The sequence below is a fragment of the Rhodococcus sp. 114MFTsu3.1 genome (genome assembly GCF_000383555.1).
GTDB lineage: Bacteria > Actinomycetota > Actinomycetes > Mycobacteriales > Mycobacteriaceae > Rhodococcoides > Rhodococcoides fascians_E.
Map to the genome: position 1 here is coordinate 91,615 of NZ_KB911558.1, position 25,958 is coordinate 117,572.

Annotated in this window: 27 protein-coding genes and 2 pseudogenes; 5 read left to right on the forward strand and 24 right to left on the reverse strand. The window is 59.7% G+C overall.

What is annotated here, in order from left to right:
- Positions 1–22 precede the first annotated feature (22 nt).
- Positions 23–1,075 carry an isopenicillin N synthase family dioxygenase gene (locus tag H292_RS0122640; protein ID WP_037188978.1) on the forward strand — a complete coding sequence of 351 codons (1,053 nt, stop codon included), beginning with the start codon at positions 23–25 and terminating at the stop codon, positions 1,073–1,075.
- Between the two features lie 72 nt (positions 1,076–1,147).
- A complete protein-coding gene (locus tag H292_RS0122645) occupies positions 1,148–2,023 on the forward strand; it encodes a helix-turn-helix transcriptional regulator (protein ID WP_020112875.1) in 876 nt (291 codons plus the stop codon).
- Positions 2,024–2,052: 29 nt separating this feature from the next.
- On the opposite strand, the gene H292_RS0122650 is transcribed toward H292_RS0122645, so the two are convergent.
- The 4 genes from H292_RS0122650 to H292_RS28890 all read right to left on the reverse strand — a co-directional run bounded on the left by H292_RS0122650 (position 2,053) and on the right by H292_RS28890 (position 5,094).
- Positions 2,053–2,940: an aldo/keto reductase gene (locus H292_RS0122650; RefSeq protein ID WP_020112876.1), complete on the reverse strand. Its 888-nt coding sequence runs from the start codon at positions 2,938–2,940 to the stop codon at positions 2,053–2,055.
- 10 nt (positions 2,941–2,950) lie between these two features.
- On the reverse strand, positions 2,951–3,898 hold the full coding sequence (locus tag H292_RS0122655) for a helix-turn-helix transcriptional regulator (RefSeq protein WP_442978576.1): 948 nt from the start codon (positions 3,896–3,898) through the stop codon (positions 2,951–2,953).
- On the reverse strand, positions 3,855–4,739 hold the full coding sequence (locus H292_RS0122660) for an aldo/keto reductase (protein ID WP_020112878.1): 885 nt from the start codon (positions 4,737–4,739) through the stop codon (positions 3,855–3,857). Before H292_RS0122660 ends, H292_RS0122655 begins: the two co-directional genes overlap by 44 nt.
- Before the next feature lie 151 nt (positions 4,740–4,890).
- Positions 4,891–5,094 (reverse strand): carboxymuconolactone decarboxylase family protein, encoded by a 204-nt coding sequence (locus H292_RS28890; RefSeq protein WP_442978579.1) that lies wholly within the window; start codon positions 5,092–5,094, stop codon positions 4,891–4,893.
- Between H292_RS28890 and H292_RS28655 the strand changes: the two genes are divergently transcribed.
- Entirely contained in the window at positions 4,999–5,208 is a 210-nt protein-coding gene (locus H292_RS28655; RefSeq protein WP_020112879.1) for a hypothetical protein, read from the forward strand. The genes H292_RS28890 and H292_RS28655 overlap by 96 nt on opposite strands.
- On the opposite strand, the gene H292_RS28810 is transcribed toward H292_RS28655, so the two are convergent.
- From H292_RS28810 to H292_RS0122700, 6 genes are all read right to left on the reverse strand, one after another.
- Positions 5,183–5,587 carry a carboxymuconolactone decarboxylase family protein gene (locus H292_RS28810; RefSeq protein ID WP_331271179.1) on the reverse strand — a complete coding sequence of 135 codons (405 nt, stop codon included), beginning with the start codon at positions 5,585–5,587 and terminating at the stop codon, positions 5,183–5,185. The genes H292_RS28655 and H292_RS28810 overlap by 26 nt on opposite strands.
- 96 nt (positions 5,588–5,683) lie before the next feature.
- Complete coding sequence (locus tag H292_RS0122680; RefSeq protein ID WP_020112882.1) at positions 5,684–6,229, reverse strand: (R)-mandelonitrile lyase; 546 nt, start codon at positions 6,227–6,229, stop codon at positions 5,684–5,686.
- 166 nt (positions 6,230–6,395) lie between these two features.
- Complete coding sequence (locus tag H292_RS0122685) at positions 6,396–7,163, reverse strand: SDR family NAD(P)-dependent oxidoreductase (RefSeq protein WP_020112883.1); 768 nt, start codon at positions 7,161–7,163, stop codon at positions 6,396–6,398.
- Between the two features lie 24 nt (positions 7,164–7,187).
- On the reverse strand, positions 7,188–7,925 hold the full coding sequence (locus H292_RS0122690) for an SDR family NAD(P)-dependent oxidoreductase (RefSeq protein WP_020112884.1): 738 nt from the start codon (positions 7,923–7,925) through the stop codon (positions 7,188–7,190).
- Positions 7,926–8,117: 192 nt separating this feature from the next.
- The gene (locus tag H292_RS0122695) at positions 8,118–9,410 is read right to left on the reverse strand and encodes an SLC13 family permease (protein ID WP_020112885.1); all 1,293 of its coding nucleotides are present in this window, start codon (positions 9,408–9,410) and stop codon (positions 8,118–8,120) included.
- The gene (locus tag H292_RS0122700) at positions 9,407–10,123 is read right to left on the reverse strand and encodes a GntR family transcriptional regulator (RefSeq protein WP_020112886.1); all 717 of its coding nucleotides are present in this window, start codon (positions 10,121–10,123) and stop codon (positions 9,407–9,409) included. Before H292_RS0122700 ends, H292_RS0122695 begins: the two co-directional genes overlap by 4 nt.
- A gap of 75 nt (positions 10,124–10,198) precedes the next feature.
- Between H292_RS0122700 and H292_RS27410 the strand changes: the two genes are divergently transcribed.
- On the forward strand, positions 10,199–10,978 hold the full coding sequence (locus H292_RS27410; protein ID WP_020112887.1) for an amidohydrolase family protein: 780 nt from the start codon (positions 10,199–10,201) through the stop codon (positions 10,976–10,978).
- A 631-nt stretch (positions 10,979–11,609) separates the two neighbouring features.
- Here the strand turns inward: H292_RS27410 and H292_RS0122710 are convergent.
- From H292_RS0122710 to H292_RS27425, 13 genes and pseudogenes are all read right to left on the reverse strand, one after another.
- Positions 11,610–11,966 (reverse strand): cyclophilin-like fold protein, encoded by a 357-nt coding sequence (locus H292_RS0122710; RefSeq protein ID WP_231383893.1) that lies wholly within the window; start codon positions 11,964–11,966, stop codon positions 11,610–11,612.
- 182 nt (positions 11,967–12,148) lie between these two features.
- The gene (locus H292_RS0122715) at positions 12,149–12,607 is read right to left on the reverse strand and encodes a lipocalin-like domain-containing protein (protein ID WP_020112889.1); all 459 of its coding nucleotides are present in this window, start codon (positions 12,605–12,607) and stop codon (positions 12,149–12,151) included.
- Between the two features lie 57 nt (positions 12,608–12,664).
- On the reverse strand, positions 12,665–13,066 hold the full coding sequence (locus H292_RS0122720) for a (R)-mandelonitrile lyase (protein ID WP_020112890.1): 402 nt from the start codon (positions 13,064–13,066) through the stop codon (positions 12,665–12,667).
- Positions 13,067–13,112: 46 nt separating this feature from the next.
- The gene (locus H292_RS0122725; RefSeq protein WP_020112891.1) at positions 13,113–13,448 is read right to left on the reverse strand and encodes a carboxymuconolactone decarboxylase family protein; all 336 of its coding nucleotides are present in this window, start codon (positions 13,446–13,448) and stop codon (positions 13,113–13,115) included.
- 750 nt (positions 13,449–14,198) lie between these two features.
- The gene (locus tag H292_RS28895; RefSeq protein WP_442978577.1) at positions 14,199–14,375 is read right to left on the reverse strand and encodes a hypothetical protein; all 177 of its coding nucleotides are present in this window, start codon (positions 14,373–14,375) and stop codon (positions 14,199–14,201) included.
- Between the two features lie 595 nt (positions 14,376–14,970).
- Positions 14,971–15,652, reverse strand: a pseudogene (locus H292_RS28900) (integrase core domain-containing protein); the annotation flags it as partial.
- A gap of 21 nt (positions 15,653–15,673) precedes the next feature.
- A pseudogene (locus H292_RS28905) lies at positions 15,674–15,982 on the reverse strand (helix-turn-helix domain-containing protein); the annotation flags it as partial.
- 662 nt (positions 15,983–16,644) lie between these two features.
- Positions 16,645–17,634 (reverse strand): PDR/VanB family oxidoreductase, encoded by a 990-nt coding sequence (locus tag H292_RS0122750; RefSeq protein ID WP_231383894.1) that lies wholly within the window; start codon positions 17,632–17,634, stop codon positions 16,645–16,647.
- A 36-nt stretch (positions 17,635–17,670) separates the two neighbouring features.
- On the reverse strand, positions 17,671–18,804 hold the full coding sequence (locus H292_RS0122755) for an aromatic ring-hydroxylating oxygenase subunit alpha (protein ID WP_081631891.1): 1,134 nt from the start codon (positions 18,802–18,804) through the stop codon (positions 17,671–17,673).
- A 90-nt stretch (positions 18,805–18,894) separates the two neighbouring features.
- Complete coding sequence (locus tag H292_RS0122760; protein WP_020112896.1) at positions 18,895–20,058, reverse strand: ABC transporter ATP-binding protein; 1,164 nt, start codon at positions 20,056–20,058, stop codon at positions 18,895–18,897.
- A 19-nt stretch (positions 20,059–20,077) separates the two neighbouring features.
- The gene (locus H292_RS0122765) at positions 20,078–20,785 is read right to left on the reverse strand and encodes an ABC transporter permease (protein ID WP_020112897.1); all 708 of its coding nucleotides are present in this window, start codon (positions 20,783–20,785) and stop codon (positions 20,078–20,080) included.
- A gap of 97 nt (positions 20,786–20,882) precedes the next feature.
- Positions 20,883–21,479: an ABC transporter permease gene (locus H292_RS28820; protein ID WP_020112898.1), complete on the reverse strand. Its 597-nt coding sequence runs from the start codon at positions 21,477–21,479 to the stop codon at positions 20,883–20,885.
- Between the two features lie 334 nt (positions 21,480–21,813).
- Positions 21,814–22,848: an ABC transporter substrate-binding protein gene (locus tag H292_RS27425; RefSeq protein ID WP_020112899.1), complete on the reverse strand. Its 1,035-nt coding sequence runs from the start codon at positions 22,846–22,848 to the stop codon at positions 21,814–21,816.
- Positions 22,849–23,287: 439 nt separating this feature from the next.
- On the opposite strand from H292_RS27425, the gene H292_RS0122780 reads away from it, so the two are divergent.
- Positions 23,288–24,388, forward strand: a complete 1,101-nt coding sequence (locus tag H292_RS0122780) for a zinc-binding dehydrogenase (protein ID WP_155949819.1) — start codon at positions 23,288–23,290, stop codon at positions 24,386–24,388.
- 92 nt (positions 24,389–24,480) lie between these two features.
- Here the strand turns inward: H292_RS0122780 and H292_RS0122785 are convergent, their stop codons facing one another.
- A complete protein-coding gene (locus tag H292_RS0122785) occupies positions 24,481–25,920 on the reverse strand; it encodes an aminobutyraldehyde dehydrogenase (RefSeq protein ID WP_027499007.1) in 1,440 nt (479 codons plus the stop codon).
- Between the last annotated feature and the right edge of the window lie 38 nt (positions 25,921–25,958).

Genomic DNA, 25,958 nt, shown 5'->3' on the forward strand with positions numbered 1-25,958 from the left:
ACAACAAAAGAAGGAGGACAACATGGCAATGGCCCGCTCAACCGGAATCGAATTCGACGTTCCAGTGATCGACATCTCGAAGTTTCACTCAGGAAACGACTTCGATCGTGACTCGATCGCTCGACAAGTCGACAACGCCGCATCTACGGTCGGCTTCATGCAGATTGTCGGTCATGGCATCGCACCGGCCGTGCTCGATCGATTCACCGCAGCGACCGACCAATTCTTCTCCCTGCCAGGGGACACGAAACGCAGGTACGTGACACCGCCGCACATCAACCGTGGATACACCCCGCCGAAAGCCGAGGCACTTGCCAACTCGCTTGGAATTGTCACTGCCGCAGATCTCTTCGAGGCGTTCAACGTCGGAGTCGACCCCGCCGCCCACTCTCACCTCGATCTCGATCCAGTCGACTACGCACCAAACGATTTTCCCGTCGAATCGGCCGATTTCGCGCCGGCTGTCACGGCATGGTTCGACGAAGCCCAACGGGTCGCAGGCACCATGACCAACATCTTCGCTTTGGCCCTCGGCCTTCCGATTGACTTTTTCCAGCAGTTCACCGACCACTCTTTGGATGTCTTGCGAATCAACAACTACACACTTCCGCACCCGGACATCACCCTGGAAACCGAGCAGATGGGCATGGGTGCACACACCGACTACGGCATCGTGACGGTCTTGTGGGCAGATCAGGTTCCTGGACTGGAAATCCTCGATGGCAAGCGGATTTGGCACCCGGTTGAGCCTATGGAAGGAGCTTTGCTGGTGAATCTCGGCGATGCACTGGCCCGCTGGACCAACGACAAGTGGATCTCTACGATGCACAGGGTTGCGCCACCGCGTGTGGACGGCCGACTGGTGCCACGGCGGTCGGCGGCATTCTTCCACGACGGAAACCCCGAAACAGTTATCGCGTGCCTACCTGGTTGTACAGGACCTGGTAACCCACCCCGCTATCGGCCGGTGACGGTCAAGGATCACATCACAGCCAAGCTCCGGGGGTCCCGTGAACGGCAACTGAACCGGGACGCAGTCCGCGAACTTGCCCGCCTCACCGGCGAGACGCCGTGAGTACGACAACGAGCAGGAGGGGTGTATCAGCAGGGCGTCGTAAATTCGCAGGAGAAGCCCTAACCTTGGCTTATGAACAACAAAGCCGAGGTACGCGAGTTCCTCATGACCCGGCGGGCCAGACTCACCCCGGAGGCGGCAGGAATTACGGGCGGAAGCAACCGCCGGGTAGCCGGGCTACGACGTAGCGAGGTAGCGTCCCTCGCCGGCCTTTCAGTCGAGTACTATGCACGCATCGAGCGCGGTGCGATTGGCGGTGCGTCCTCGTCCGTGCTCGATGCGCTGTCACGTGCGCTCCATCTCGACGACACTGAACATGCACACCTGCTCGACCTGGCGCGAGCCGCGGATGGGGTTCCGACCTCGGGGCGACCACGCCGCAAGGCTGCGCGCCCGGCCGCCTCCAGAATCAGCCTGCAATGGGCACTCGACTCGATCACCGACGGCATTGCCTTCGTGCGCAATCAACGGCAAGACTTGTTGGCGACGAACGAACTCGGAAAGGCGTTCTACGCCCCGATCATAGGGGACGGCGGTCGTACTCCGAATCTTGCCCGCTTCCAATTTTTGGACCCAATGGCCCGAGAGTTCTATCCCGACTGGGATACCTTCGCCGAAATGTGCGTATCCATCATGCGCGCCGAAGCAGGCCGCGACCCACACGACAAGGGACTCCAAGACCTCGTCGGCGAACTCTCCACGCGCGACGAGACCTTCAGGAGGCTCTGGGGAGCGCACAACGTTCGAACCCACGGAGCGGGTAAGAAGCGCTTCCATCACCCCGTTGTGGGTGAGGTCCACTTGGCCTACGAGGAACTCGTTGTCACTGCTGATCCCGGATCCATCCTCATGATTTACACCGCGGAGCCGGGTTCGCCGAGCGCCGAGCGGCTCAATCTCCTTGGATCATGGTCAGCACAGAACACTGGAGCCAAGTCCCAGGCCTGAACCCGGCGTCTTCCCGACAAGAAGGCGAGTCAAGATTCGGCGATCTCGACGTCGAAGGTCATCGGATCGACCAAGTCAGGGTCGGGCCCACCACGCACCCCACGGTCGAGAGCATCGATGGCTGTAAGCTCATCTTCGTCGAGCTCGAACTCGAACACGTCGAAATTTTGGACGATGCGGTCCGGGTTCGTTGACTTGGGAATCACCGACCGACCCTGTTGCAGATGCCACCGCAACATGACCTGCGCAGCGGTCTTGCTGTGCACCGCTGCAATTCCACCGATCGTCGCGTCCTCGAGCACGCTGACTCGATTCTCGCCCCAACCTGGATAGAACGTGATGCCGCCGATCGGCGACCACGCTTGCGTCACGACACCGAGCTCGGCATTCGCGCGCTGCACGGCGGGCTGGGTGAAGTACGGATGCAACTCGACCTGATTGACCGCGGGGACGATCTCGGTGTGTTCCCGAAGCGCCGCCAAATGATGGGGCATGAAATTACTGACTCCGATCGCGCAGACTTTGCCATCCGCGAGGAGCCGCTCCAAGGCGCGATACGCGCCGATGGTGCGATCGAAGTGCTGCGGCATCGGCTGGTGCAGTATCAACAGATCGATCTGGGACACCCCGAACTTGCTCGCGCTCTTGTCGAATGCGTGCAACGTCTCGTCGAATCCATAGTCGCTGACCCACACCTTCGTCTCGAGAAATACGTCGTTTCGGTCGACACCGGACCGTCGCAGTCCGTCGCCCACTTCTCTCTCGTTGCCGTAACCAGCAGCGGTGTCGACCAAACGATATCCCGCCTTCAGCGCAGTTTCGACAGCGATCGCGGTTTCCTCTGGTGCGCTCTGGAACACCCCGAATCCCGCAGAGGGCATTCTGACGCCGTTGTTGAGCAGAATCGTTTCAGTCATTGCATTTCCTTCAGCTAAAGTTGTCTGTTCTCGTGTGAGCAGAGCCTGTTCCGGGATCCGAAGTCGCGACCGACATCTGCGTCCATGATCCCAAGAGCGACATACGTTCCGCGGTCGGCGACTTGGGCTCGACCGTATAGACGAGCATCGTCAAGCCTGGTTCGGTGGTGAGATCGAAGGATTCGTAGCCGAACTCCACCTCTCCTACCGACGGATGCCGGAACCGTTTGACCCCGCGCTGGTAGCGGATCACGTCGTGCGTTGCCCACAACACCCGAAACTCCGAACTTTGCGTGGACAGCTCTCCGATGAGTCGGATCAGGTCGTCGTCGAACGGATCTCGACCCGTTGCCTGATGCAGCAGCGCTACCGTATTACGCTTTGCGCGACCAGGATCGAGTGAGAATTCCGCTGCGCGAGGGTCGAGAAATTGGAACCTGGCGGCGTTGAACGCTTCTCCGTCTTTGCGGTTCGGCACGTCGTACAGAGCCGCAGCCAGAGCGTTTACTGCAACGAAATCCAAACGCGAATTCTGAACCAGCGCAGGAACAGTCAGAGAATCCAACACTGCCTGGGTCCCCGCAGCTACGCTTACGCGCCGTGTCGCGCGGTGCTTGCGCCGGTGCGGTGCTACCACAATCTCGACGAGATCGAGAAGATACTCCCGTTCGGTGTCGTCGAGCTGCAGCGCGCGAGCGATCGCGTCGAGCACCTCACGAGACGCGCCGCGAATCTTACCTCGCTCGAGCTTTGCATAGTAGTCGGTGCTGACGCCCGCGAGATGAGCGACTTCCTCCCTACGGAGTCCGGGGACTCGCCGACTTCCTCCGTACACAGGAACGCCGGCCTGCTCGGGACTGATGCGGGCTCGTCGCGTGGTGAGAAAACTGTTGATCTCTTCGGGACCCGACATGTCAGGCCGCATCGATCGTGAGACCGATTGTCTCCGGGCTGGCATCGTCAGGGTCGAGCGCACCGCGCCGACCCGTATCGATGGCGGCGATGGTGGACAGTTCATCCGCCGTCAGCTCGAAATCGAGCACGTCGATGTTCTCCGCGATACGCTCAGGATTGATCGATTTCGGAATTGCGCTGCGGCCCTCCTGAAGATGCCACCGCAGAATCACTTGTGCAGGTGACTTGCGGTGATCGTGGGCGATCTTCCCGATGACTTCGTTCTGCATAGGAGGAAGGGTTCTGTTTTCACCGGCCCAGCCATAGACGCCACCGATAGGCGACCAGGCCTGGGTCAGGATTCCGAGTTCCCGGTGCAGCGAAACAAGTTCGGGCTGCTGGAAATTGGGATGCAGTTCGATCTGATTCACGGCCGGTACCCGGTCCGAAACTTCCAGAAGGTTCCGAAGGTGCAAGGGCTTGAAATTTGACACACCGATCGCCCGCACGCGCCCCTCCCCCAGTAGACGTTCTGCAGCTTTGTAGGAGGCCACCGTCTCGCTCCAATTGCCCGGCCATGGCCAGTGCAGAAGATAGAGATCGAGATAGTCGACACCCAGCTTTGCGGTACTCGTGTCGAAGGCGCGTAGGGCGCTGTCGTACCCGTAATCGGTCATCCACAATTTCGTGGTGAGGAAGACATCGCCGCGATCGATGCCCGAATCACGGATACCCTCACCCACCTCACGCTCGTTGAAGTACGCCGCAGCTGTGTCGATCAATCGAACACCGTTACACAAAGCCGACGACACTGCTCTCGTCGCATCCCTGCCTTCGCTCTGCAGCACTCCCAAACCGAGAGCCGGGATGGGTATCCCGTTGTTCAACCCAATGACCGCTGTCATGGCACACCCTTTCGTCTCGTCTTCGAGTTAACCCGCTCGACGAGTTTCGTGAAAGGGCGAAGTGAACAGTGTTCTGCTGGAGCACCCTTTGCTGCGATCTTCGTTACCGCCGTGCGACTCCGCTACAGGCGTGCGTCGAGAACGTTGCGCACTACGGGCAAGGCGGAGAACACGTTGGGCCAGCCCGCGTAGAAAGCCAAAGAGACAGTGCCTCGGATGCTTGCGCGGCAGTGAGTCCGTTATCCATGGCCCGTCCGAGATGGAAAGTGATCTGGTCGACCTGGCCCGTTGCAATCAAGGCACTCACTTTGGCCAAGCTGCGGTCGCGCGGGGCGAGGTCGAGCCGCAGCCACAGGTCGCCGAAGACAGTCTCGGTGGTGAACTGCACGACGCCAGGCGCCGTAGTGCCGTAGTCGAATTCGACGCTCGATGCGCGTTGCTGTTCAGCGATGGGATCCTGCGCAAGTAGTTCGACATCGGTCCCGGAAAGTTGCGCGGGATCGACCCCCCCGGCCCTCGAACACCGGTCTCGCCGCCTCGACAGCCGCGAGCGCATTCGGCCATGAAGCATAAAACGCGAGATGGGTGATGATCTCGGAAATTTCGGCTGTTTCGAGCCCTCTGTCGAGTCCCCGTTCGATCTCGGAAGCGAGCACCCCGGGTTGATTCTGTGCGACCAACGCCGAAACCGTAACCAGACTCCGATCGCGTAGGAAAGGTTCTCGCGATTCCACAGATCTTCTTCGACCACAGTTTCGTTGTAGTGCTCCAGTGCGGGGGCGACCGCGGAGAGGAACTGCTGACCCCAGCGTTCCTGGAGTCAGAGACTGCCTGGACGCCGTCGCCACACGCCACAGCAACCATCGAGACCGCAGTCAAGACTACCGGGACCAGCAACATCTTGGAACGTTCCATCGCTCTTCTCCTTCGTCTCGAGGTGTGGTTCAGCCGAGGTACTGCTCGTCTGTGACCTGCTCCAGCCAGTCGACACCGTATCCGTCGACGCTGTCCTGAACGGCGAGGTGAGTCATCAGATCGACTGCCGTGGCACCGTGCCAGTGTTTTACATTGGCAGGGATCCATGCGACATCACCGGCGACCATGTCGCGACGGGAAGCCCCCTCTTGATGTACCCACCCGCGCCCTTCGGTGACCACGAGCGTCTGTCCCGCCGGGTGCGTGTGCCATGCAGTGCGGGCCCCAGGCTCGAAGGTGACTTCGGCTGCGCCGGTCGCCCGTTCGGCGATAGCGTCGAACAGCGGTCCGATTGTCGCGGTCCCTGTGAAGTAGTCCTCCGAGCCTGCGGAGGAGGGCCGCTCCGATTCGGGCGAGATGACGATCGGTCCTGCATCGATTTCGGTCGACTCGGCGGCTTCGGTCTGTCCGGTGGTGTCCGGTTCTGCGGTGTTCGCTTCTTGAGCGCTGCATGCAGCCAGGAAGGCTGCGGTGGCGATCGCGGAACTGATCAGAACCAGTCGGGTTCGTCTCACTTTCGATACTCCATTTCGTCGACGCCATCTCTGCCCGAATCGAACTATTCGGACATCTGGCAACGAGTGAACCCGCGATCCGCACACCACGGGAGTCCCTGACAGTGGGTGCACCGACAGGGCATCCCTGATGCGTCTCAAAGAGCAAGAGCCCGGTCAAGCCGGTCTACTGCGCTGTATATCCCGCATCAACGGGCAGTGCAACGCCCGTTACGTAGCTGGCGGCATCGCTGCACAGCCACAGCACCGCCGCCGCAATCTCCTCCGGCCGACCGAGCCGCCCCAACGGAACGCCGCTCGCGGCAGCGTCGGAATCGAGCTCGCCGCCCGCGATCATTCGTTCGACCATGGGTGTACTGATGGTTCCGGGGCACACCGCGTTGACTCGCACTCCATGCTTTCCGTATTGCAGTGCAACGCTTTTCGTTGCACCGAGCACACCGTGCTTGGTGGCGTGATACGTGGCGCGACCAGCTCCGCCGACCAGACCGCCGAGCGAGGAGCAGTTCACGATTGCACCGGACCCCTGCTCACGCATCTGCACGAGTTCGTGCTTCATCGACGCCCATACACCCCGTAGGTTCACGGCAACGATCTTGTCGAATGCGTCGGCAGTTTCGTCTGCGGAATCGACGGGCGGAAGCATGATGCCGGCGTTGTTGAACGCCATGTCCAGAGCGCCGAAAGCTTCGACGGTAGCCCGGACTGCCGCGGCAACGTGATCCTCGTCGGAGACGTTGCAATGCAACGCAATTGCCGTGAAACCATTGGCGTTCAACTCGTCTGAGAGCTGCTGGGCAGCGTCCCCATCGAGGTCGACAATGGCGACTGCGGCACCTGCTTCGGCGAACGCGCGCACTGTTGCCGCGCCCATTCCGGCGCTGGCACCTGTGACGAATGCGGTCTTGCCGGTGAAGTCGTACGTGACGGTCATGAGGGTCTTCTCCTTCGAGTCGGCCTAGCTGTGCGGCAGGTCGAGTCCGGTGTGCTGCGCGAGAGCAGCGAGCAGTTCGTTCTGGAATCGTTCGTCGTGCACGGCGGGGTGGGGCTTTTCGGTGCGCTGGTGGTGCCAGTAGCGCCCGGAGACATGAGCCTGCGGATCGTCGGTGGTTGCAAGCCATGCTTGGGTCACGTGGCCGAGCTCGAGGTCATCGCTGGCAGACGGTCCGCCCATTTTGGTCGGCACCCAACCGGGATCGACCGCATTCGCAGGCACCAAGGGCCATAGCCTGGCCACCGCGGCCATGAGCGTGGTGACCAGCAGCTTGCTGTCCGAATACGAGGCGGTTTCCTTCGATCCGGACCAGTCCGCGCCGGTGAGGTCTGCATGCCCGCTCCGGTGCATGCTGCTGCTTAGGTAGACCAGCCGCCCCGGATCCCGAAGCAGGGCGGTGAGGACGTACGGTGCCACGACATTGACCGGCAAAAGCGAGACCCCGTCGATGACACCGGCGTTGTGGATGACAGCGCTGATGGAACCGATACGGTGCGCTTGCTCAGCGACGTCCTGGACCCGATCCAAGTGAGCGAGGTCGCCGACAACGCCAAACGCACCGCGGGCGGTCAGGTCCTCCAACGCGGACAACCGTTGCCGCGTGCGAGCGTGAACGACCACCTCATGGCCGGCATCGAGCAACGATTCGGCAGCGGCGCGGCCGATGCCGTCGGTCGAGCCGGTGATCAATACACGCGACACGAATTCCTTCTCTCTGTCCTATCGTTACATCTACGGCACGCGATCACAGCTCACGCCATCTCGTCGATACCGCCAGGTCCACACCCTCGACGGTAGAGCGTCGTCCGCGTGCGAGGGAGGCCCTGCGAGTACGTGCTCCCTGGTCTCGCCCTTCCCGCGCTGTTGCGATGGCCGCAGGACCCTGCTCCGTGATCAGGTGGGCAGAACGAAGAGAAGCCAAGCCATGACCGGGGCGATGACGATCATCGACATTCCCCAGATCAACAGCCCGCGGAAGGTCTTGTCTCTCAACTCTTCTTCGGTGTTCGCGATTATCAGTGCGCCACCTGTTGAGAACGGGCTCGAATCCACGGCCGATGCTGCGATGCACAACGCCACGACGAACCCCAGGGTGCTGACGTTTCCCGTAAGGACGAGCGGGGCGGCAAGCGGTACCAAGACTACGAACATGGCATTGGTGGAGGCGAATGCCGATACCAGCCCTGCGACGAAAAGAATGGTCAGCGCCGCCACCAGCGGTGAACCGATGGTGGTGACGGACGTGGCGATACTATCGATGACGCCTGCGCTTTGGAGAACCGAGATGTAGGTGACGATTCCGCCGATGAGCAGAATGACCCCCCACCCGATCTGTTCGACGGCCTTCTTCGAATCCGACGGATACAACGCCGCAAGAATCACAGCCGATGTGAGGGCCAGGAACCCGACATCCAACGTGAATGTCAGTGCCAGGAATACGATTCCGGTGAGAAGCGCAACAGTGAGAACATTTCGGGTCGTCCATTTCACGGCCGTGGCGACTGCCGTTCCACCGCTCGAAGGGGTGGGGCCAAGGTCGCGCTCCTCGTCCGAAATCTCAGCGATCTGCCGGCCGCGGCGTAGCAGTTCGCGTCCTCCGAGCAGGAAGAATGCGGCGAGGTTCAAGACCAGGTTTGCAACGAAGGTCAACAGGAAGATCGGCGCAGGATCGAGGGTGACTCCGCTCTGACCGAAGACGTCGTCCACGATGTTGAAATAGACCGAGATCGGCGAGAAGCCACCGGCGTTGGTTCCGTTCAATACGCTCAATCCGACGAGAAGCGGGCTGATCTTGTATCGGTAGGCGAAGGCGAGTCCGACGGGAATCAGGATTGCGTTGGTGGCGGCGCTCAGGGCTCCTGCACCGGTGATGATCGCGGCCAAAACAAAGAATATCCAGGGAATCAGGGCAACCCTCCCCTTCACCAGCCGAACTGCGCTACCGACGATGCAATCGACAGTGCCGTTCGCACGGGCGATGCCGAACAGATAGGTCACCCCCAGGAGCGTCACGAAGAGGCTGCCGGGGAATCCTTCAGCGATGTCTGCGACATCGAGATCGAAGTAGCCGACCCCGAGTACGAACGCCACGACCAGCGCCACGGCACCCATGTTCAACGAGCGCCACATCGAGATACCGAATACTGCGACCAGCCCGGCGATGGCAATCAATTCGGGTGTGTTCATCTGAGTTCCAATCGGTAACGAAATGCTGAGGCGATTCCGTAGGAAACGCGGTACTCGACTGCGTCACCTGCGTGTGTACGAGCGGAGCGCTGGATCCGCGCGAGAGTTTCGGTCGGTGCGCAGCCGAGTTCACCGGCAACCGCGGAATCCTCGTGGCCGAAGGAGAGGTCTTCGGTTGCCGAACCGACCACGATGCCGGCCAGCTGCTCGTATGCGGGATACAGCAATGGGCCGATCTCTTCGATGTCGATGGATGCGATCGGCTCGAATGCTGACAGAGGAAGCCAGATGTCCTCTACAAGAAACGGAATCGCATCGTATTCACGGACGCGATGGAGGTGGAGAACGTCTCCATCGTGGTCGAGGACACGTGCTACGTCAGCGGGTGCACGGAGTCGGTCTCGCGAGACGATACGGGCATCCGGGATTCGGTCGGTATCGCCGCGGGCACGGAAGAACCGGAAAAACGCGTTGTCGAACGTCGGACGACGGACGAACGTGCCCCGCCCCTGCCTACGGTCGAGAATCCCGTCGGCTACGAAATCGCCGAGGACCCGCCGCATCGTGCCGACCGAAACGCCGTAGGCGGTGGCCAACTCCGATTCCGAAGGCAGCGCAGCATCGGGGCCCCATTCGTTCGCGTTGATCCGTGCGCGCAGGTCGTCCCGGAGGCGGGCGTGCAGCGGCAGCCTGCCGTCACCAACTTGTGTCATGCCTCACACGATCGCACACATTGCTATAAACATCTAGTCCTTTACAGGATTGGTCGAATCTCGTACGGTCGTGAGGTGATCCCGTCATTGTCGATCGATACGCACGCACACATCTTCAGTCAGGGCCTACCTCTCTCGCCCGCCAGGCGCTACGCACCTACGTACGACGCTGACGTTGCGTCGTACCTGCATGAACTCGACGACAACACGATCACACGGGGCGTCTTGGTACAGCCAAGTTTTCTCGGTACCGACAACTCGTATCTGCTCACGGCTCTCGACCGGAATCCCGACAGACTGCGCGGCGTCGTCGTCATCAAGCCGGACACGAATCACGACTTGGATCGACTGCACCATCGGGGTGTACGGGGAATCCGACTCAATCTCATCGATGCCGATCTTCCCGACCTCGACTGCCCTGCGTGGCGAGCAATCGAGAGGAACATGGTCCGACTCGGGTGGCATCTGGAGGTTCAGGCCAAAGGCAGACAGTGGGACCGGCTGGCATCGCGTCTTGCTACGTGGGGGTCGGCTGTGGTCATAGACCACCTGGGGTTGCCGGATATCGACGATCCTGCAGCATCCGACGCGGTGGCACGCTTGTGGACGCTGGAACACGTTTGGATTAAGGCATCCGCGCCGTATCGCAGTTCGAACCCTGCTGATGCACTTCGGCGTTATCTGGACGCGCAGGGAACCAGAAACCTACTGTTCGGGACCGACTGGCCTTTCACGAAGCACGAGCAGGATCGCGACATGAGGGGGCAGATAGCCTGGGTACGCGATTTGATCGGCAACGACGCGTTCGACTTCGCCCTCCCCAGCAACGCTCAGCGGCTACTCGGGTGGACTTGATTGCAGATTTCGACGCACTCCTTCCAGCCAAGCCGAGCCTGGATTGTTTCGCCAAGAGGCTAATTCGGCCGCCATCGTTCCAACGTGCCTGCTCGTCAGACAAGGAACGTGCGTACACGCTGACCGATACTTCTGGCTTCCGGGCACGCTATCGCGTCGGGTTCGCGAGTTCGTCGTCGTCTTGAATCCAGTACCCCACTACTCGACGAAAGCAGCCTCACCCTGACCGACACTACGGCGGCCCACCATGCAACACAGGCGATTTGGACAACAACATCACCACGCCGCCGATGTAGCCTCGCACGGACGGCGGTCTGAGCCCTGTCGTGGCCGAATCTCGGGACGCGAGGTAATGCATTGCCGGTGGAATGGACCGACTTGGGTGACCTGGGCCTGGGCTCCTCGCCTCGACGCTCGGTCCCGAGTGGCCGTAGAGATCATGCAACTCCCATAAGGGCTTGAAGCTCAGGGGCGGAGGCGATGGACTGGACACCACTTCTTACCGACGAGCTCGCCGACACGTTGCTCCCTTCCGTTCATTCACCTGGTCTGTCGCCGTATCGCGTACGGATTCGAAGTCCGTGGTCCACTCCGTTTCCGACCCTGAAATTGGTAGGCGGTCTTGGCGGGCTCACTCCGAACGAGTTACGGTCACCGTCACATCGCCATCTATGGAACCGAAAGTCTCCGAGCCGGTTTCCCCCATACTGCCGAGAACGACGATGCCCGGGTATTCGCCCTGATCCCCGTAGTAGAGGACGAAGTCGTTTCCCGGCGCGTAGTAGCCGATATCACCAGGACTCGGGTCCGCACTCCTGGGAGCTCCGTCGGTCGACAACTCCGATGGCAGCGGCCCGGTCTTCTCCACCGAACCGTGGTCGGACATAGTCAGCGTCACCGGAAGTTGAGCGAGGAGGTCGCTACTGGCCGCGCTGTCGTTCAGCGCTCCGACCACCGTCCGATCGCCTACTCGGATATCGATCCTCATCGCTTCTCCGTTGTCGACCTGACCATTCGCCGCTTCGGACGTAGAGGAACGGGTGAACTGTGTGACGCGTGATGCCTCCGAGCCAGAATCCGAGACGGTCTCGCCGGAACACGCCGCCAGCCCGACAACCGACGATGCCGCGAGGGCGCCTGCAGCGATTCGACTCCGCGCATACGATGCCGTCACGACGGCGAATGCCGTTCGTAGGTCACGCGAAACCCTTCGGCAGGATCGCTCGGCGTCAGAACAAGAGTGTCTCCGTCCACTTCGTAGTTCCGATCGAACGTTTGTCCGATCAGATCACGAGCCGCTGCTGATTCGACAGTGACGCTGAGGGTTCCGGCATCGGGATCCCTAGTGAGGTCGCCGTAGTAGGCCTCGTATCCCTGCACGGTGAGCGGCGTATCCGGTGCCGAAGTGTCCGGATTCATTGCCTGAACCGACATGGTGTCGTCGGTGAAGATGACCTGCCCCGAATACTCCACGGTCGCCATGTTCCCCTCGGTCCCGACCTCGAGGGAGGTCATGCGCCACTCTCCGGTCAGTCCGTCGCTATTCGATTCCTCCGATGCCTGCGAGCAGCCTGCGGTCGTCACCAACAGCGCCACTGCACCGAATCCGGCAGACACTATCTTCTTCACTTTGTTTTCCTTCTCTATTTGTGGAGACCAATCAACTGCACGTGAAGGGTGGGCAGATTACCGACCCTCGTACTGGGCGTCGGTGATGTGTTCTGCCCACGTGGTTGTGGTGGCGGGGTCCTCGCCGTTCTGAAGCATCGCGATGTGCTCCATGTACACACCGGGCGCTGCAGCATGCCAGTGCTCCTCACCAGGAGGCGTGTAGAGGGTCTGACCAGGGTGTAGCTCGATGATGGTACCGTCACGGCTTCCGAATCGTGCGATTCCTTGTGTGACGCGCAGGTACTGACCGTTCTCGTGCGAATGCCACGCGGTGCGGGCACCGGGTGCGAATCGAACGGTCGCGACAACCATCGTCTGACCCGCTTCATGTGGCATTGCGATCGGGTCGAGCCACACATCGCCGGCGAATTGCTCCGGGGGGTTCTTGGTGGTGGGAACTGCAGGTTCGATGTTCATCGAAGGCTAACTTTCTGTCGTAAATCTACCCGGAAAATGCTGTACCTCAGGGTGTGCCCGAGCCGAAGAACTTCTTGGCGACGGCCATAGCTGCCATACCCTTGGGCCAGCCCGCGTACAGCGTTACGTGCGTCAGCATCTCGATCAGTTCAACCTCCGTCACTCCGTTTTCGATCGCACGACCGAGGTGGAACTCGAGTTGCGCGGAGTCACCACCAGCCGCGAGCACCGCAACAGTGACTAGACTCCTGTCACGCGGGGCAAGTTCGGGCCTGTTCCAGACGTCCGCGAAAAGTACGTCGTCGGTGAGCTCTGCTAATTTCGGCGCAAAACCTTCGAACATCGACCGTCCACCTCCCACCTGCCTGAGCTGATCTGTCATCACAGTCCTTGTCTCGCATCTGGCGTTCGTGCTGCGCACGATTTACGTCAGCCAGTCAAGCGCGGAAACAACGTAACCGGGAGTCACTGTGGATAGGTGCATCATCAGGGCACCTCTCGTCGGCAATTCGATCTCGGCGGTCGGCTCGATGGGCTCAGAAAATGCTCCACGCCAGTGCGACGTCGTAAGAAGTCAGCGAACCGTCGGCCTTCTCGTGGCGCATCGTCGCAACGCGGCCTCGTGTGCGGTACATAGGGGCGAACGCGGTATCCTGTGTACACCAGGGGCTGCAGAATGGGTTGTAGCATGATGGCACCCGGACGAGTTGTGTGATGCCCTCGACCAGCTGTCCGGTCCAGTCGATGGTGCTTCTGCAGTCCACTGCTCGCCGGGATCGAACGTCAGCGGAGTCCGCAGTGCCTCGAGACCGTGGGTGACGATGCTGAGCTACCTGTGGGGCAAAACGGTTGTACTGCTCGGCGCCAAAGTCGTAGCCGACACCTGCGGCGTGCAAAAGTAGATGTTCGGTGGTGACCTCGCGCGTCGGGGACTCAGCAGTGGCGCTCCGGAGTCATCGATGCCGTCGAGGACATGGACAGCTCCGAGTTCGGTTGCGCACTCGGAGCATCCAGCTTTCCCTGTTCGTAAAGCCGAGTGCGGTGACACCGGTCGGCGCCTTGGTTGTGGAGGAAAGCGCAACTGACGTGTGTGGTCTCGGGACATTTGTGACACAACGTCACCGGGACATGATTAACGCTCTCGAGGGCGGTGAGCGTTGAAGTTCCGGATCGGTTTCGTAGTAGTCCGGGCGTGCAGTGAGAGTTCGGCGGTGCCGTCGAGAACCCGGAAGTGGTGATCTTCGACGACCACGGTGACGATGGTTCCTGCATGTGTGCATCCGACGCGAAGTCGCTGCCCGGCGACCATGACGACACCGTCCCTCGGGACGCGCCGGTGAACGCGTTGGGGGCCTGACGGCGGCGGTGGTGCAACTGCGTGGTTGCCCGGCGCACACGGGTAAGTCGGCCGTCGTCTTTGCTGTTCAATAGATTCGGCAGGGTCTTGATCACGTGGTTGCCGGCGATTGCGTGGATCAGGCCACCCTCGATTCTGGCCGCGACGCAGGTTTCGGCGGTGTTCGGGCCGAGTGGAAGATGATGACCGAGCAGTGTAACCAGTCCGTCGCGGGTGAGGGTTCGGTCGACCTCGATCGTTACCACGGCGCCCGTCGAGGGGTTCGGGTCTCAGCGGGCAGGGCCGGTGCCGGCTGTCCGGTCCGTGCACCTCGCATCGTCAACCGATCGAGGTCCGTGGTCGTCAGCCGGGACACTGCGGTGGTGACGACCTCGCATCTACGACCTCGTGGACGGTGGTGAGGTCGGGCCACAGGGTCACCGTGCGTCCCTGCGAAACTCTTCCCGATCCACACTTGCTGTGCATCGACCAGGTCGACGACCCCCGACGGCGGTATGCGGAGACCGATCTCGTAACCCCCACCTGGTGGTGTGTAGCCTGAATCCTGTTCCGCAGCAATCGGTTCCTCAGCCACTGGCATCGCAGTCGCAGAGGCGGCTGGTGCCGCGTCCTCTCTGGTGCGGAACAGCGTCACCGCTGTGGCCATGTCCAGAGATCGATGGGGGCGCTCGGTGGTGTAGCTGTGCACCCATTCGTCGAGGGCGAACTGGGCGGCCTCGATGGAGGCGAAGGGCTCCTACTTCGTCGAGCAGTTCGCGTCGTAGGGTTAGGTGGAATCATTCGATCTTGCCGGTGGTCGTCGGTGATCGTCGTTTCGCCAGGCGCGCACTGATAACGTGTTCGCGGCAGGTACGTTCGAAGAGCACCTCGACGGGCAGCGGGCGGGTGAATTTGCCGGTGACCTGTTTGCCGTTGTGGGTGAGGGCTTCGAAGGGAACGCCCCATCTCTGCATCGCGGCGACGAACGCTGCGCAGACGGCCACACCGGACGGTTTCTCGAGTACCGCGGCGACGACAATGAATCGGGAGTGGTCGTCGATCCCGGTGAGGATCTTGCATTCGCGGCCGCCGACCAGGAAGATCCCGCCCACCAGGTCGAGCTGCCACAGGTGCATCCGCGCTTCGCGTTCCCACCGCTCGTGGATCCGTTTATGTTGCTGCTCTTGACGATTGAGCAGTCCGTTTCGGGTGAGGGCTCGACGGACGGTTGTGCGGGACGGGGCTCGATCGCCGAGCTCATTACGCAGTTCGTGCGAGATGCGGCGTGCTCCCCACCGGCGGTGTTGCCGCCGCATCTCACAGATGGACGCCTCGATCGCGGGCGTGATGCGGTTAGGGTTCGAATGCAGTCGCCGCGAGATGTCGGTCAGTCCGCCGAGGCCCGAGCTCTCGTACCGTGTGCGCCACGCTGCAACGGTTTGCCGGCACACGCCTAGTCGTTCGGCGACATCGACGATCGGTGCACCGTCGCGGACCTCGATGACGGCACGTAGTCGCACCTCGACAGCGATGCGGGCGGTGATGGCGGACTCGGACTCGGGCGAATGAGGTGACGGCATCGCATCAAGATCAACTTCGTTGGTGGGCTGTCAGCTGTGTCCTGGTGACGTTGTGTCAAACATGTCCTGAACCCTTACACGTCACAACCGGAGCACCGATCGTCGTCCCCGTTCACGCAATGACGACGTTAACCCAGTCATACCCAGAAATTCCTGGTCAGCCCACGATACGCGAGCGGCCCCAGTCCTCCCGGTGGCAATCCACCCGTTGCACGAACTGCCTGCCACCGCAGCTCGTCGTCTTGCAGAGTGCCGTCGTTCTTGATTTGGTGATTCAAGAGCGGAGCGAGTGCCGCGCGATTCGACTTCACGGTCCACGACCGGAACTCAGGCAATCACCGAGGATTGCCATCAGCTTGCGTTACCGTTGGCCTTGGCTGGCGTGAAACGCGATTGACGGACGCCCAGGCGATCCGCTTGTTGCGCGCCCACGACCAGCAGACTTGGGTTCACCGAGGCATGCGTTTCGGAGATCGACCGGTGGAGCTGCGTGCAAGTTGTTCGAGCACTGCATGCCCGCTAGTCCGAGGGTAGCCATGCACAGAGGGGACATGAGGGCTGGGCGCGAATCTTGAACGAATCACCCCCATGTACAGCACCTCCGGAACCCCTCAATTCCCCGTGGGCTGTACCGCCTCCGCGGTAACGCGAAAAGCCACGTCTCACAGATCCAGCGTCAGTTTGCCCCTTCCACGCGAGACACAAATCATCATGGTGTCGTTCGCGGCCTTCTCATCGTCGGTTAAAATGGAGTCGCGGTGGTCAACCTCGCCACCCAACACCGCAGTTTCGCAGGTTCCGCACGTGCCCTGCCTGCAGGAAAAAGGAACCATCACGCCGACCGATTCCAGCGTCTGAAGAATAGAAGCGTCGTGTCCGACGGTCAAGATTTTGCTCGATTGCTGAAGTTCGACTACAAACGACGAGTCGACCGAATGAGCCGGTGTGTCAACTGGTTTGAATCGCTCAACTCTGGGCGCAGCAAGACCGAGCTCCTGGCAGGTCTGTTCGACGGCCACCAGCAACGGCTCGGGCCCGCAAGCGTAGATCGACACTCGCCTGTCTAATTGGCCCAGCACACGATGCAGATCCGGTACCCCGGACTCGTCCTGCGGCCACGCCACGACATGGGGCCCCTCCTCTTCCAGGCACCTCAGAAATGCCATCGAGCTGCGGGTACGACCGCCGTAGAGCAAGGTCCACTCAGCCCCTTGTTCTTTGACCTGCAAAATCATGGGCAAAATCGGCGTGATACCGATACCCCCAGCAATAAAAGCGTACCGGTCCGACTGCGTGAGCTCGAAGTGATTTCGCGGTCCGCGGATAGTCAGTTCGGAGCCGACGCGCACCTCGTCGTGAATGAACTTGGACCCGCCCCGCCCCCCTTCGTCTCTCAATACCCCGATCCTGTACGAATCTGCATTCCTTGGATCACCACACAGTGAGTACTGCCGAACAATACTGCCATCGGTAAACACATCGATGTGGGCTCCGGCAGACCAAGCAGGGAGCGCAACCATTGGATCCGCAGACACTAGAGTGAGCGCAACGACGCCGTCGGCGACGTGCGTTCGCTCCTGAACGGTCACAGTGAGTTTGATGTCGTTCAGTGTCCGATGCGTCTCTGAATCACCGATCTTCAGGTTTGTCACGCCTCTCTGACCACCTTCCCACAAAGTCCACGACCGTCACCTTCCAATAGCTTCGAGATACAGCCTCTTGAAGTTTCGATTGATCGTCTCGTACGTGTCGTTGAAGGGGCCCGGCTCGTATGCGGGGGAATTGAGTCCTCGCTGAATCAACTCACACAACGCATCGTCTTGTGAACGCGTAGCGATACTTACTTCACGGAGGTGCGCAAGATCGTAGTCGACATCCTCTTGTGCATCGGCGTTGACGAGTCCAATCACACGTGCTTCCGTCGTGTGGGCATCCAAAGGCTTGTAATTGGTTATCTTCACGTAGTCAGGGAGGACAACCACTTCAAGCGACCCCGAGTGCCATGAAAGATACGATGCGTTGGGCTGAGGCGTTTCCGGGTCGCCCAAGAATTTTTTGACTCCATATTTACCGTCAATTGTCAAAGATTCGAAATTGAGAGGATAGTCATTGGTCCAGTCGAAATCGCCGTCCGGGAGGACGGTCCCGAGGGGGCCGTCACGCTCAACACGGATGACCTTGCTGACTTCCGGGTGATTGATTGCGCAGTGGTAGCACTCCAAACCATTCTCCCACAGGACCTTCCAATTGCATTTCAGTACCTTGGTCTCATCCCAGGCGACCTTGGTTTCATCCAGGCGGTACTTACTGAGATCTGCCACCGCGAGGTGTTGCGCGACTGTCGTGGCGGGACTCTCACTGAAATTGACAAAGACCAGACCCGCCCACACGTCAACGGCTGCACGCTTGAGCGGAAACGCGGACTTATCGAAATCGGCTTGCATCCGCGGCGCGCCGAGCAATTCTCCGCCGTGGCCGTATGACCACCCATGATAGGAGCAGACAAAAGCACGTTTGCAATTGCCTTTTGCATCATCCGTCAACCGGGATCCCCGATGTCGGCATACATTATGCAGCGCGCTGATTTCGCCCGAACGGCTACGCGTAACCAGCACGGAATAGTCGGCGAAATCGAATTTGATGAAGTCACCGGCTTTTGACAACTGTGAAACATGGCCTACATAGTGCCAGCGTGCCGCGAAAAAAGTGTCCAGCTCATGAGCAAACCAGTCATCACTTGTGTAAGCATCACGAGGAAGTCCGGTGTCGGGTAGGTCTGCGATCGATATCTGGCTTTTGGCCGAGGGGTTTGTGATAGTCATTATCTACAGTCCTTCGTTCAGTATTTCGGCGATGTCAGGGCACGGAATGATGTCAGTCGACGTCCCCGACGACAACTGGGCTTGGTCGGATCACAAGTTGGACATTCGAGCTGTGGACGCTGAATCGGGAGTGGAGCGATAGTCCTCACGAGGCGCACTTGAGTGCTCCGACGCCGCTCCCACGTGCTCAGCGGGAATTACAGTGGCGGCACCGTGCTCCCAGGAGACTGCCACGGGATCGCCTGCGCTCAACCGGTCCGCTTCCAGTGCCGGTTCACGAACTGTAATTCGACCATGTCCTGGTATGTCGATTTCGATTCTACGGGACGAACCGAGATAGACCAGATCGGCCACAACCCCGGGGAGGGAACAACCGTCGAACTGATGCGCGTCAGAAACTCTTGCGACGGCACACGCTTCCGGTCGAAGCAAAACCGACACAGGCTTCCCCGCCGTGGAACCGAAACGATCCACTTTGATTCGGGTGTCGCCTACCTTCACCAGCGCGTGCTCATCGTACATCTCAGCGTCACCCGTAAATATGTTCGACTCACCCAAGAAATTGGCAACAAAACGAGTGTTCGGCCGTCGATACAGATTTTCGCCAGTGTCGCACTGCTCGATCCTGCCCTCGTTGAACACCGCGATACGATCCGATAGCGTCAATGCCTCTTCTTGGTCATGTGTGACGAGGACTACGGTGACGCCCAACTCCCTATGAATGCGTCTGATCTCGCCCTGCAAGGTATCTCGTAGTTTCTTGTCGAGAGCTCCAAGCGGCTCGTCCATCAACAGGAGCGGCGGATTGAACACCACAGCCCGGGCCAGAGCAACACGCTGCTGCTGGCCTCCCGAAAGCTCTCGGGGATAACGATCTGCATACTGCTCGAGGTGTACAAGCCCCAAAGCCTGTTTTACTCGCTCCTTGACCTGAGCACCTGCTATCTTCCGCCTCTTCAAGGGAAAAGCTATGTTCTCCGCTGCACTCATGTTGGGAAAAAGCGCATAGTTCTGGAAAACAACACCGATGTTCCGTTTGTGAGGCGGCAGTGAATTGATCTCGTTACCACCCAATCGGATGCTACCGGAGGTCTGCTGCGTGAAGCCTGCCACCATACTCAGCGTCGTCGTCTTGCCGGAGCCGCTAGGCCCTAGAAGAGTTAGGAACTCTCCTGGCTTGACGCTAAGATCGACATTCCTTACGACACCGTTCTTCCCATAGTTCTTGGTCAGATCGATCAGATCGAGCGACACGCCCGCTGCACTCCGAGCATTATGCTGCATTTTTACTCCTTGTCATACGGACAGCAACGACAGCGAGGAACAATGCCACTGTCACACCACTGGTTAGTGCTGAGGCCGCCGCCAGCGTCGGATCAGAGTCCCGAGCGACGCTCGAATACATCTGGACCGGAAGCGTGGACCGGAACGGCGATGATAGAAAAATCGACACCAAGGTTTCGTTGAAAGAACCCAGAAAAGCGAGCAGTGCGCCTGTCAGCACTCCGGGCAGAATCATTCTGACCGTAACCAGGAAGAACGTTGCGATCGGCGTTGATCCGCACGAGGCGGCCGCCTGCTCTAGATTGCGGTCGAAGTTCTGCAGGGATGCGCTGACGCTGATCACAACGAACGGTAGAACCAAAACGACATGGGCAAGTACGAATCCCATTATTGTTCCGGACAAGCGCCATTGAAGGAACAGTGAATACATTCCAATTCCGGCAACGACGGCGGGCACGACCGTAGGGAGCATGATCAGGGACTGAACACCGGCTGAAATCCGTCGCGAGCGAGCTCGTTGCAGCCCCAGCGCAGCTACGGTGCCTAAAGCCGTTGCGAGGACGGTAACAATGAGCGCGACTTGGACCGAGTTGGACAACGCGTTGTACCAACCGGGATTCGTGAAGAAATTCTCGTACCACCGTGTCGACCATTCGGGGGGCGGAAACCGGAAGCTCCCGGCGCCAGTGAAACTCATGATTGTGACAACTACGATTGGCGAAAGTACCCAGACGGCAACGAGAAAGGCCCAGGCGGGCAGTAAGATTCTGCTGAGATTGACCCGATACACAGTTTCACTGCCCCTTCACGTTGTTGCTGACGGACGACAATGCGGGCCGGATGAACCTGCGCCCAGCGATCAAGATGACTGCCGTGGTCAAGATCATGACTGCTGCTATCGCACCACCTCGTCCCCACGCCAGAAGCGTGCTGATCTGGGAGAAGAGATACTGCGAAAGCAGTACCTGATTCGGTGAACCCAGCAGCGCAGGTGTCAGGTAGAAGCCGAGGGAGATCACGAACACCATGAGGCTGCCGGCGAGTACCCCCGGAATCGAGAGAGGCGCGTACACCTTGAGGAACGCGACGGAGGGCCTCGCTCCGAGTGTGTGAGCTGCGCGCACAAGGCTTCGATCGATGCCTGACATCGTAGCGTAGAGAGGAAGAATCATGTACGGAAGCATTGCCTGCACCATTCCTAGTCCAGCACCAGGAACGCTACCCATCAGCTGAAGTTGATCCATTCCAAGTGATCGCCCCAATGTGTCGAGTGGTCCGTTGTCCTGCAGGATGACGACCCAGGCGAATGTCTGCGCAACCGGAGAAGAACAGAATTGAAGCAGGATGATACCCAAGAGCAATCCGCGCCAGAAGGGCTTGGTCACCGTCATGAAATATGAGTATGGATATGCGATGACCAAACAGCCCAAGGTTACAAGAACACCCGTGACCATGGTGCGGAGTAGGATACGGAGATTGACAGAGTCGCCCAAGAACCACGTGTAATTGTCAAACCCACCAGCCTGAGGGGCCTGATAGTCAGTGAAACTTCGACGTAGGGTTTCGACAGTTGGCCAAGCGAACAGAACTACAATCATCAGTAGCGCGGGTACGGCGAGCCATAACCAACCTCCCTTTCGCAACAATCGCCGAAATCTCGGATTGGCGCTGGCGGGTACCACTGAGGCAGTTTCGTCATCGAATTTCGTCAACTGCGTCATGGCCCTACCCGGCCTGCCACGCGGTCCACGCCTGGTCCACCGCGTCGACGTTTGATCCCCACCACGCCTGGTCCACTACGTGGGTCTGATCGATATGGCTCGGAGATGTGGGAGAAAACTCGGTAGCAAGTTCATCTTGCTCGACAGTGGCTCCGGTAATTGTCGGTGAATACGGCACAACAGCGGCGAGCGCTTCCTGCGGACCAGGTTGCGCAATGTAGTTCAAGAACTGCTGGGCAACTTGCGCATGCGGTGCACCTTTCGGAATGACCAACTGGTCCGTCGACCGGTAGCCGGTACTCCAAACTGGCGCATAGGGAGCTCCATCCTGAGCCGCGGTGTATGCCCTGCCACTGTAAACGAGCGACATGGCTACTGACCCGGAGTTGAGCTGCTCAACGGACTGAGCCGTGGTTCCGTACCACGAAATGTCATCGCGAATTGTGGCCAGCTTGTCGAGTGCCCGCTCGTAGTCCACCGGGTACATCTGGTCCGCCGGGACTCCATCTGCGAGCAGCGCCATTTCAAATTGACCTGGAGCCGCGTAGTTGTAGATCCCTCGCTTGCCCGGATACTTACTCGTGTCGTAGAAGTCCGCCATGGAAGTCGGCGGATTGTCTCCAAACAGTTCGGTGTTGTACACCATCACATAGCCTTGCTGAAGAACTGGAAGACCGCATTCGGTGAACTTCACCGAATCGTCGATACTCGACATATCGATAACACTGGTGTCGAGTGGTTCGAAGAACCTGTCACACTGGTTGATTGCCACGCTGGAATCGACCTGAACCACGTCCCATGAGACGTTACCCGCTTCCACCATTGCTTGAATCTTCGAATAGTCCGTGGGACCGTCCTGAACCACTGTGATCCCGTTTTCTTCAGCGAACGGAGTCGTCCAGTACTGCTCCTCCAAATCTTGCCCGTCACCGCCCCAGGACACGAACGTCATCGCGTCACCAGTTCCTGCACCACCTCCGCAGGCCGTTACCAGCCCCAGGCTGGCGACAAGCGCTAGAGCCGCACTGGACTTCTTCATCTTGATCTCCGTTCAATACGGTCGGTGACATCCGACGTGAGATGACTGCTGACTCGTCGGGGCGTCTGGCAGAGAGAGCAGATTGTTGATCATTCAATGGTCCGCTTCCGTCCGCCGTCGGTGCCAAACGATTGGCTTCGACTCTAGCTGTGACGTACGTCGCTCGCAAGGTGGCGGGCGAAGGTTTAACGTGCACGACTCAAACCCCCCCTCCGATACACACGGTTGTAACAAGCGCACTTCTCATCCGGCGGTCTCAGCGCCGTACACACCCCACGCTCCTGTACATGCCCAAGCCCGGCGCCATCAGACCCGAGCAGGTGCGCGGAACCTTGCAATTGACACGATGTAGACAGAGAATGACAAACGATTGGCACAATCTCCGGGTTTCCACGCTTCCATCCCCTACCAACCCCCGACGTTCTCGGAAGGAACTGTCTTGAATCGAATAAAGGCCGACGCAATGATGTTCACCGACGGCTCAGGTCTGGAGCTGACGGCACTGGACGTTTTACCGCCCGGACCAGGTGAAATTCGAGTACGCATGCGCGCAAGCGGCGTGTGCCACTCCGATCTTCATGTCGTGACCGGCGATTGGGGTGGCAAATCGCCCGTCGTACTAGGCCATGAGGGTTCCGGAATCATCGAGTCAGTGGGGGAAGGAGTACCTACCTCCAGAATCGGCGACCACGTGGCGCTGTCATGGTTCGCCCCATGCCGCATCTGCAGTTACTGCATAAGCGGGCGCCAATGGGCCTGTCGCAACACCACGGCCAACGACGCGCTGATGGCAGATGGTACGACCAGGCTCCGACGGGACGAAGCAAGCGTCTACGCGTTTCTCAACGTCGGCAGCTTCGCAGAGTATGCGGTCGTGCCCGAGTCGGGGGCAATAACCATGCCGAAGGAACTCCCCTTCGAGATCGGGGCTCTGATCGGCTGTGCGGCAACCACTGGAATAGGTGCCGTTCTGAACACTGCTCAGGTCACCTCAGGCAGTTCGTCAGCTGTTGTCGGCTGCGGCGGAGTGGGACTGTCAGTGATCATGGGGCTGGCTTTGGCCGGCGCGAACCCAATCATTGCCGTCGATATGTCCGACGAGAAGCTCGACGCTGCCCGAGCAGCCGGTGCCACCCACGTCGTCAACGCGAACGAGGGCAGTGTCGTTGATCGGGTCATGGCGTTGACGTCCTATGGAGTCGAATACGCATTCGAGGCTGCAGGACGCGTAGACACGGCAGGGCAGTGCGTAGACATGACGGCCCCTGACGGCACTACGGTTTTGGTAGGAATGCCCTCCGGCGCAAATCCCTTGCCACTGAATTTGCTCGACGTGACGATGAACGGAAAATCCATTCTAGGTTGTAGCTACGGAGGGGCCACACCTGCTCTGACTTTCCCGATGATCGCTGACCTTTACCTGTCCGGAAAATTGCCGCTCGACGAACTTGTCGGTACGAGAATTGACCTCACCAACGTGCCACAAGCCTTTGAGGAAATGAAGGCAGGTCGCGGACGCCGCTCCGTGGTTACCTACTAGTCCGCTCAGTCGTCATCACGGTTGGGCCACGCAAAAAAATTCGCCTTGTGGCCCGACCGTGACTACCACGCTATGGGGTCGTGAATTTATCTCTACGGCTGTAGCGACCCAATCATCACATGCCGGGCTTCGGTATATTCGTGGACGACGGAGGTAGATAGATCCTTGCCTCCGCCGCTGGATTTCCCTCCGCCGTGCGGGAATTCGGGCGTAACACTGATGTGATGATTTACCCACACACAGCCGAAATCGAGCTCGCGGGTGAACCACAGGGCGCGGTCGATATCCTTGGTCCATACGGACGAAGCAAGCGCATAGTCAGTGCCGTTCGCAAGTTCGAGTGCTTGCTCTGCCGAGTTGAAGGACTGCGCGGTTACGACCGGCCCGAATATTTCCTGCTGAACCACCTCGTCGCCCTGCTCGACCCCGACCAAGATCGTAGGATCAACGTAATAGCCGGGGAGTGTTGCTGCGACGTTACTGCGCAGCTTTTCGATATGGCTCGGGCATCGATCCAGGAAGCCTTGGATCCGCTCGTACTGACGAATGTTGTTGACCGGCCCGAGCCGGGTCGCTTCGTGGTTGGTCGCTCCCATTTCAATGTCGGACGCAGCAGAGGTCAGCGCATCGACGAACTTATCGAATATGGAGTCCTGAATAATCAGACGTGCTGCCGCGGTGCAGTCCTGACCCGCGTTCCAGAACGAGACTGTAGCGATCATGCGGGCGGCGGCGTCGATATCCACGTCATCGAATACCACCACCGGCGCCTTGCCTCCCAGTTCGAGATGTGCGTGCTTGAGTCCGCGGGCGCTCAGCTCCGCAACACGTCTACCCGCGGCAGTGGATCCGGTTATCGACACCATCTTGACGAGCGGGTTCCCGACCAACTCTTCGCCCGTGGCGGCAGCGCCAGTAACCACGTTCAGTACTCCTGGGGGCAGGAACTCGGCAGCAACCTCCGCCAGTAGCAAAGTCGTCAGTGGGGTTGTCTCTGCAGGTTTGAGCACAACAGCATTTCCTGCTGCCAAAGCGGGCCCGCACTTCCAGATCGCCATCATCAACGGGTAGTTCCACGGTGCCACCTGCCCGACGACGCCAAGTGGATCGCGCCGAAACATTGAAGTCATACCCGGCAGGTACTCGCCGGCCACCGCCCCCTCCAAGGTCCGAGCAGCACCCGCAAAGAATTGCAGGCTGTCGACAACCGAGGCGATCTCCCCACGGGCAGCCGAGATCGGTTTTCCGGCGTTGCGAGACTCGAGTTGAGCAAATTCTTCGGTGCGGTCCTCGATCGCACGAGCCACTTTCAGCAACATCGAACTCCGTTGCGAAGGTGTAGTTTTTCGCCAGTATTTCCGGTATGCCTCGTCGGCAGAGCGGACCGCGCGATCGACGTCTGCGGGGCTGCACCGGGGGACCTCGGCGATGGACTCCAGGCTGGAGGGATCGACCAACCTATCGACCTCTTCGCCGGAAGGGACTGTGAACTTTCCGTTTATGAACGGGAGTGGTGTCGCATATCGAGTCATTTGAATTTCACCGTCTCGGTCGTAGTGAGGCATTACTC